Source organism: bacterium (genome assembly GCA_028820935.1).
Taxonomy (GTDB): Bacteria; Actinomycetota; Acidimicrobiia; order Spongiisociales; family Spongiisociaceae; genus Spongiisocius.
In genome coordinates, this window is the sequence record JAPPHZ010000040.1 from 1 (window position 1) to 7,594 (window position 7,594).

Consider the following 7,594-nt stretch of genomic DNA (forward strand, 5'->3'; position numbering starts at 1 on the left):
TCGGCGACCCAGTAGCCGTCGCCGCCATGGTCGACCGCCTGGTCCACCACGCAGAGGTCATCGTTCTCAAAGGACAGAGCTACCGGCTCAGAGGCAAACGAAAGGAGGTCACCCACTAACCAACCCCCACGAAACCGCGCAACTTTCAACCGGCCTTGACATGCGTTCGCTTCGATGACATCAGCCGCCAAAGGGACCATGCACGAAGCAGACCCCAACGGCCACTCAGTTACAAACCCAGGAAAAGGGAATTGGTCTTGCGGACAGCCCCAACCCTATCAGAACCCGCCCCGCCCAATCCGTCAGCGGTCACCTGCGCACTCCGGGATGCTGGCGTATCGGGCCGGGACATCGCCGCATCTGGGGTGGCCAACCTTGGTAATTGGCCGAGGAGGCCGGGTGTGTATCCGGTGGTGACCGGCTCAAAGCGAGTGGTTATGGGGCGGACTGATACGGGCTGTCCCAACGTGTTGAGGGGTTCGGGTTGCACGTTTCTGGGCCGCCTGTTTGGGCGGGCTGTTCTATTGATTGGCATGTGCGGGTCGTGTATAAGCGCAGGCCAGGGGATGGCACGAGTCAAAACCTGATCGCAGGCACAACCTGACGTATTGGCGGATTCGACAAACGTACGACCGTGTATGTTGCTACGGGTTGTGCTGGGGCGGCAATCCATACCTCGTCGAAGTAGTCGGATTTGACAGTCTCGAACACTTCGAATGGGTAAGGGGGATCGGCGTAAGGGCCGAAGTGGTCATTAAGCTGCCACACGCCGTTTCCGTCGGCTATCAGCACAACCAGCCACTTAAGGTCGGGAGCATCGACCAACTGGTTGTCCTCCGTCTTCCTATCGACACATACCTGTATTGCGTCCAACAGTACCTTGAAATCGTCCCATGTGCCCTCCCTTGCGACTGACCCGAGCGTGTAAACGTAACCTGCCCCATCCGTAGCGGGTGAGGGCGGGGCCGTTAGCCTTACTCTTGGGATTACCTGCTCGTGCTCATGCAGTTGTGCCAGGCGCTCGCCGGCGACACGATACATCTGGTCTGGTGTTGCCTCCTCGTTTTCTGTGGCCACCAGTACAGGGATGATGTGATCGACTGTTCGGCCAACATAAGACTTGTGTCCGACGGTCCCGGCGATTAACACAGTCCATGCGTGTGTGAGTTCTGAAGCGGGCCACTTAGGACCGGGTTTCTTATGTATCTGTGACCAGAATCCTCTAAGCTCTGAAGCTGTGTGTTGGGTTACTTCGATGTCTGCTAGCCGGCCGTCGGCAAGGGTCGCTCGCCAGTCTGGTGTGCGACGCTTATGGGTAGTGCTGATGGGTTCGATGCTGGTTGGGTTCTCGATGGACTGGATGATGTCAGCGGCTAGGAGTTCGTCTTTTCTCATAGAATGGGGCACTCGCAGTAGACAAGGCCAACACATGCCTCGCAGCAAGGTCTAGCCCAACGGCTCCCAGTCATGATGGAACTCTCCGTTGGGAGCGTCGAAGTGTCACGTCGTGGGGAACGGGGGGCAGCGGATGGAATATGCGGAGATGAGAGCATTGACGGACACGCTCGACGGGTGTCGTCGCGCCCTCCCCACGGTTGCACAGAGGATCATCTACGCAGGGAGATCGGAATCGGCATTGATTATGAATCCTTCTTCCCATCTCGAATGCCATTCCCAAAGGTCTCCACTTACGTCAACACCCTCCCGAACCACGAGAAGAAATGGAGGTCGCCATTGGGCCATCTCGGGTTTTGGTTGTCAAGAGGTGGTGGGTTCTACTGGATGATTCCGGTTCGGAACCGTTCAGCGCTTTCGTCTTCCGAGGACGCCTCATGGTCGTAGCGGTCGGCGATTCGGTTGAGGATGCGTGCGGTGATCGGCCAGTGATCCTGGGCGCGTTGAGCTTGGTCACGGAAGTCGGCGGCGAGGGCTTTTTCCTGGATCCCGCCTTCGCCGGGTTTACGCCATGTCACGCCCCGGCTGTTTATCAGGGACAGTTCCACGCCGGTTTCGATTTCCGTGCGGCGGATCTCTTCGAGCAGGTCACGGACTATCTTCGCGGGCCTCATCTTTTCATTTGGATCGGTGATGGAGGCCAGCATCTGCCCGATCGTCTGCTCGCCTACGACTAGGCGGTCGGCGTCACGGAGCTTTTCGATCGCGTCGGTCACCCATTCGAGCAGGGCTGACAGTTCACCATTGTCGTCAGTATCGCTTGTGGGTGTCCAGGTCCACGAATGTAGCAACCGTCTCGCGTTCCGCGCCTTGCCGTCACTGTCTGATCCTTCTCTGGGACGGTTCTTTTCGTCGTTGTTCCGGTCGGGGTGGCGGGGTGGGAGAACCGTGCTGACAATGTCGACAAAGAAAGCCGGGTTGTGCTGGAGTTCTTGATGGAGGGTCTCAACCGGTGGGTTCTCATGGAAGGCAGGCAGGTAGTACCACTCGAGGGCCGCTAGCCGTTGCCTGCCGATAGCGTCCTGGTAACGGTTCAGGCCACGCAAGATGCGGCCTAGGCTGTGAGTGAGCCGGTCAGAGGAGACGGTGAGGGGGGACTCCAGTGCTTGGGCGGCGAGGAGGGCTGCCGTTTCTGACTTGATCCCGTATAGGGTGAAGAGTTCGACGGCGGTTCGGGTCTGTTGGGCGCCAAGAAGACGTTCAGCGGCCTGGTCAGCGAACTCGAAGTCTGGTCCGAGGCCGTAGGGACTGAACAGTTCCCAGTACTGTGCCTCTACGTCCGGGCCCAGCTTGGATGCTAGGTCCCATGCCTTTGGTTCTCTTGGAGCGGTGCGAAGCAGCAGGGCCTTTTGCCGGTTGGAGAGAACGCTGGAGTCGAGCAGTGTTTGTAGCCATGCCCATCCGGACTGGCGGAACTGCCTTTCGAGGTAGTACTGGGCGGTTTGGCGATCGGCGTCGGTGTCGTTGGCGAGCCAGTCGAGCATGGGGGCCTCAAGTTCTGCCCCGTAAGCGTCGTGTAGAGCGGTGCCAACCGCCCACGGGGCTGCGGCTGAGAGCTGTGAGCTCTCGGTGATGAGACGAGACACATCATCAAGTCCGGACTGTTCATAGACAGCGGCCACGGCTGCCCGTCGCAGCCCTGCGAGGTGTTGGTCATACTCCGCGGTGACGGCCTGAACCCCGGGTACCATCGGATAGTCATCTTCGAATAGCCAAAGATGTTCTACGACCGGGTCATGGATCTCGACTCGGGAGGCTACTTCTTCGATGCGGACCACTTCGGTCTCGGGGAGTGTCCAGCCAGCGTCTGGGAACGCCCGGTGCTTACGGACCATCTCCAGCATCTGCGTACGAAGTTCTCGCTCTCCCTCGACAGAGAAGACACCTTCGACAACACGTGATTCGATGGCGTCAACGACCCCGGCCCGGAGTTCGGCGAATAGGTTGGTCAACACCTCGATGAGGACACCGAATCGGGACGCATCTGTGCCTGCGTCTTGGATGGCGCTCTTAGCGAGCACCGTGGCGAACTCGTTGTAAACGGTTCCGAGCGCGGTTGTCTCGGTTTCCCAGTTACGGAAAGCCGGCTTTTGTAAGTCGGAAGATCCGAAACATCTTGTTCGTATCAACTCCACGATCAGTAGCCAGGAAGTATCGGGATGGTGTCGGCGCAAACGGTTCAGCGATTCGCTGTTACCGAACAGTGGCGCGGCAACGCTCGGGTGCGAAACGGAGAAGAGGCTGACCAGGCTGTCGAGCGGTTGGTTACTTGATCGGGTAAAGGGGTCGACGTCGGAGAGGGCAGCCAGGATGTCGGCCACGAGGTAGGAGTCGGAGGGAGACCAGGCAAGCCGCTCTAGAGCCCACAGCAGGTGAACATGAGGCGAGTGCGGTGCCTGAAACGAGTGGACCCCCTTGGGGTCGGTGAACATCGCAGCAAGTGGCGCGGAGTCGCCGGACAAGGCCTTCCGTATGGCGGTGAGGAAGACGTCGGGAGCGGCCTCGGCAAGGAGCGAGAGCACATCCGCCAACGACACCCACATGTCACCGGCGTTGCTGTCGTCGGGGTCGGGCAACAACTCTCGTACGATGTGGGAAGCCCAGATGTCGCCGTTGTAGCCTCTGGGCCCTCGGGCACGGTCTCCGTGAATGCTGAGTAGCACGAGGGTGCGCGCTAGCCCATCACGCAGGGTCGGGGAGTAAGCCCTCTCCCGTCCCAGGACATTCGCCATCCAACGCTTGTCGGCGTCTAGGTCGAGTGCTGGGTTGCGTTCTCCGAACACCCGCAGGGATACGTTCTTCAGCCTATCGAGGTCAAGTTTTGTCACGTGCTCGCCGAGGGAAAGCCAAGCGTCGGGTGACACGAGATACCAGCCGTGGTCCACATTCATGACCAATGGCGGTTCGTGACGGCTTAGTTCGTAGAAGACCTCTCGGAGGGTCTCGTAGGGTTCTCCAGCAAGGTCGCTCAGTATTGTCTGGTCTCCAGCATGGTCGTCTGCCCATCCACCAGCCAACAGAGCAACTTTGTGTTCTTTGGGAACCGGCGCCTTCGCCCAGTCCGGTGTGAGCAAAGCGGGGGTAAGAGCTAACTCATGTCGTAGTGTCTGCAAGCTGCGCCGAGCGAGGTAACCGCACCGTCTGGCCCTGTCCTCATCGTCCATTCCAGCGTCCCGGAGGGTATCCGCGACCGCTTCTGCATCAAGGCGGGGCAAGCTGATATCCGCCATGCCGGCCGGGCTATGAGTGATCGGTACCACGACATGATGGGGAGACGACGCCGGATACTCGTGTGCGAACTCGTATCGAGTTGGGACCAAGACCAAGGGGGACGACCACGCCAGCAACTCCCGCCACGACGCGTGGTCGTCTACCACCGCCATTCGAGCTAAGAGCTGCCGGCCCCCGAGCTCGTCGGCGCAGCCCGCGACAGCTGCACCGACAAATGCGCACACTTCGTCGACGCTCGCGCCATGGATAGTGGTGACCTGCGGATCCCGTCTCAGCCGGTCAACGAGGCCCTCCGCCTGATCGGCTCGACCCGCGAGAACCACCGAATGCGTGAGACAGGGTCTCGTCTGAGACGCCCACGCTCCCCACCACTGCTCAACCGGACGGTATCCGTACGGGTTGTAGCCCATCTCCCTTGCCAGCCAGGCGCGGGTGACAGGAGCCGCTTCCAACCAGGTGTGGAGATCGTCCAATCCGAAAGCTCGTACCCGCCGCCACCGCCGCTCAGCATTCCGATCCTTCTCCCAGTCACGGCGCTTATTCCAAGCGTTAACGACAAGGGCCACATAGGTGGCGGACTCAGAAGGCGAACCATCAGGTATAAGAGTCCCCTTCCCATAGTCTTGGTTTGCTTTTCTTTGAGCACCGCTCTTGCGGACTGCGATCTCCCACAGAGATAAACCGTCCGGTACCCACGGCGTGGACCCCGCCGACCTGACGATGCCGTCCCATCCATCCGAGTAGACCCCCTGGTCAGCCGGAAAATCAACCTCAACGAGGCCCGGTGTGGTCTCGAGGACGAGTTGCCTTATCAGCCTTGGCAGCTGAGTGGCCTCTACCCCCTGGAGTTGATCTCGGCTGACACTCAGGCTGGACAACTCGGCTTCCTCCTTACCCCAACCACGTGACCCGCGGAAGTCGTGCATACGTCAGCGGTCCCGCATCCCACGCAGACCCGCAGATACGAGGAGTATACTGCTTCGGCTGCACTATTTACATCAGACACTGCGAATATTTCGCATACGTGGTAAGATCGTCGCGGACGGCGAGGCGAAGCTCCAGTCCCGCGCCTCAGCCGCAAAGAGGTCACCAAACGAGAAACAGAACCCGAGGAGAGTTTCACCATGACCCTCGCGACGGAAGCATACGATACGCCACGGGCACCAAACAGGACCGAGGCCAAGCAGGCGGGCCACGCCGCCGAACTCCTCCAGGCCTACCTGGCAGGACACAGTGATGCCGCTGCGTCGCTGCAGGTATATGCGGCCGACCAACCGAGCGACCCACAGGTGATCGCCCTTCCCGCGCCCGCGGTTAGCCTGCTACGTGAAGTCCTGGCCGAGTTGGCAAAAGGTCGCGTAGTAACCGTTGCTGCCCCCCATAGCGAACTGACCACCCAGCAAGCCGCCGATCTGCTCAACGTCTCACGCCCATACCTAGTGAGTCTCCTCGAAAAGAGAGCTATCCCGTTCCGCCGCGTGGGCAACCGTCGACGAGTCCGGCTCGCCGACGTCCTCGCCTACCGCCGTCACGAAGAACTAGAACGCCAGCGGATACTCGACGAACTCACAGCCGAGGCTGAACATCTGGGCCTCGAGTACTGAGCCAACGCACACCACCGTGGTATACGACGCCAACGTCTTGCACCCGGCGTCGCTGCGCGACCTGCTAATCCGGCTCGCATGCACGGGCCTGTACCGCGCCAAGTGGACCAACGCCATCCTCGACGAGATGACTGCCAGCCTCATCCGAGCGAACCCCCAACTCGACCCAGCCCGCCTCGATCGAACCCGCCAACTCATGATCGCAGCCGTGCCCGACTGCCTCGTCACCGGATATGAACCCCTCATCAAAGCAGTCGCACTCCCCGACAAAGACGACCGCCACGTCGCCGCCGCGGCCATCCGATGCCGCGCCCAGATCATCGTCACAAACAACCTTCGGGACTTCCCCGACAGCGCCCTGAACCAATTCGACATCAAAGCACAAAGCCCTGACCACTTCGTCCACGACCTGCTCAAGACCGCATACGACCAAGTCGTACACACCATCACCAGACAAGCCGCAGCCCTCCACCGACCGCCACAGAGCTACAACCAACTGCTCAACCGCCTGGAACAGGTCGGACTCCCACAAACCGTCGCCGCAATCAGACACGGACCCCACGACCCACCAACCGAAACGCCTCCGACTCTATAGGACACTCTGGAATAACCCCGGCGGCTGGACACCGCGAGCACGGACTCCACTTCACGAATCGTCCCATCTGTGAGGAGTACTGGCGGAAACGCCCCTAGGAGCCATCTCAGGGTGCCACTACAGAACGAATGGCGCTGCGCTGAAACGTCCGTAGGTGGGGGTGAAATCCTGCTGTGGGGTCGAGCGAACTACTGCATTCATGGAACTCCACTTACCACCTACCCATATCCCCCCATTTGCCGCACTCGGCCACACCCACCACCCAACACCCCCTCCCACCCGCCCGGGGCCGGGCAGCGGCCGGGAAACGCCCTGGTCAAAGTGAAGCGTGCGCGCCTGCCCCGCCCATGTTCTGGTGGAGTCCGCAATCCGCCGGAGAGGCCGCAGTCACCGCCAACGACGGCCACAGGGGGCTGATGGTGTTCCTTACTTGGTAGAGGGAACTGCTACCGATCGTTGATCGGCTCATTCGGGGTTGATGTGTTGTGCCCAGGTTTCCATGAGTTGGCGGCGGCGGGCCAGGAGGTCGCTGCGTGCGTATGCCTGCTCGGCGGCGGTGCCGATGCGGTGCGCTAGGCATGCTTCGGCAAGCTCACGGGCAACGCCTCTCTCGCCGCACCAGTCTCGGAATGTACTGCGCATGCCGTGTAGGGTGCTGTTGACGATCGTCGAGATTCCCCGGTCTCGATCAGTGAATTTCCCCACCCTG

Annotated in this window: 6 protein-coding genes; 3 read left to right on the forward strand and 3 right to left on the reverse strand. The window is 60.5% G+C overall.

Going from position 1 to position 7,594, the window contains the following annotated elements; translation table 11 throughout:
• A partial coding sequence (locus tag OXM57_11905; GenBank protein MDE0353383.1) for an ATP-binding protein occupies positions 1 to 119 on the forward strand: 119 nt, incomplete at its 5' end.
• Between the two features lie 457 nt (positions 120 to 576).
• On the opposite strand, the gene OXM57_11910 is transcribed toward OXM57_11905, so the two are convergent.
• Together OXM57_11910 and OXM57_11915 are read right to left on the reverse strand one after the other, a co-directional pair.
• Positions 577 to 1,395 carry a hypothetical protein gene (locus OXM57_11910; GenBank protein MDE0353384.1) on the reverse strand — a complete coding sequence of 273 codons (819 nt, stop codon included), beginning with the start codon at positions 1,393 to 1,395 and terminating at the stop codon, positions 577 to 579.
• A 380-nt stretch (positions 1,396 to 1,775) separates the two neighbouring features.
• Entirely contained in the window at positions 1,776 to 4,685 is a 2,910-nt protein-coding gene (locus OXM57_11915) for a hypothetical protein (protein MDE0353385.1), read from the reverse strand.
• 1,125 nt (positions 4,686 to 5,810) lie between these two features.
• Here OXM57_11915 and OXM57_11920 point away from each other — a divergent pair.
• Both OXM57_11920 and OXM57_11925 read left to right on the forward strand, forming a co-directional pair.
• Positions 5,811 to 6,290 (forward strand): excisionase family DNA-binding protein, encoded by a 480-nt coding sequence (locus OXM57_11920; protein ID MDE0353386.1) that lies wholly within the window; start codon positions 5,811 to 5,813, stop codon positions 6,288 to 6,290.
• A 16-nt stretch (positions 6,291 to 6,306) separates the two neighbouring features.
• Complete coding sequence (locus OXM57_11925) at positions 6,307 to 6,885, forward strand: PIN domain-containing protein (protein MDE0353387.1); 579 nt, start codon at positions 6,307 to 6,309, stop codon at positions 6,883 to 6,885.
• A gap of 465 nt (positions 6,886 to 7,350) precedes the next feature.
• On the opposite strand, the gene OXM57_11930 is transcribed toward OXM57_11925, so the two are convergent.
• The coding region (locus OXM57_11930; GenBank protein ID MDE0353388.1) for an integrase at positions 7,351 to 7,594 on the reverse strand (244 nt) is incomplete at its 5' end.

Bases quoted from the DNA above. Each gene is read 5' to 3' on its own strand.
- OXM57_11910 (MDE0353384.1), bottom strand. From the start codon at position 1,395: ATGAGAAAAGACGAACTCCTAGCCGCTGACATCATCCAGTCCATCGAG.
- OXM57_11915 (MDE0353385.1), bottom strand. From the start codon at position 4,685: ATGGCGGATATCAGCTTGCCCCGCCTTGATGCAGAAGCGGTCGCGGAT.
- OXM57_11920 (MDE0353386.1), top strand. From the start codon at position 5,811: ATGACCCTCGCGACGGAAGCATACGATACGCCACGGGCACCAAACAGG.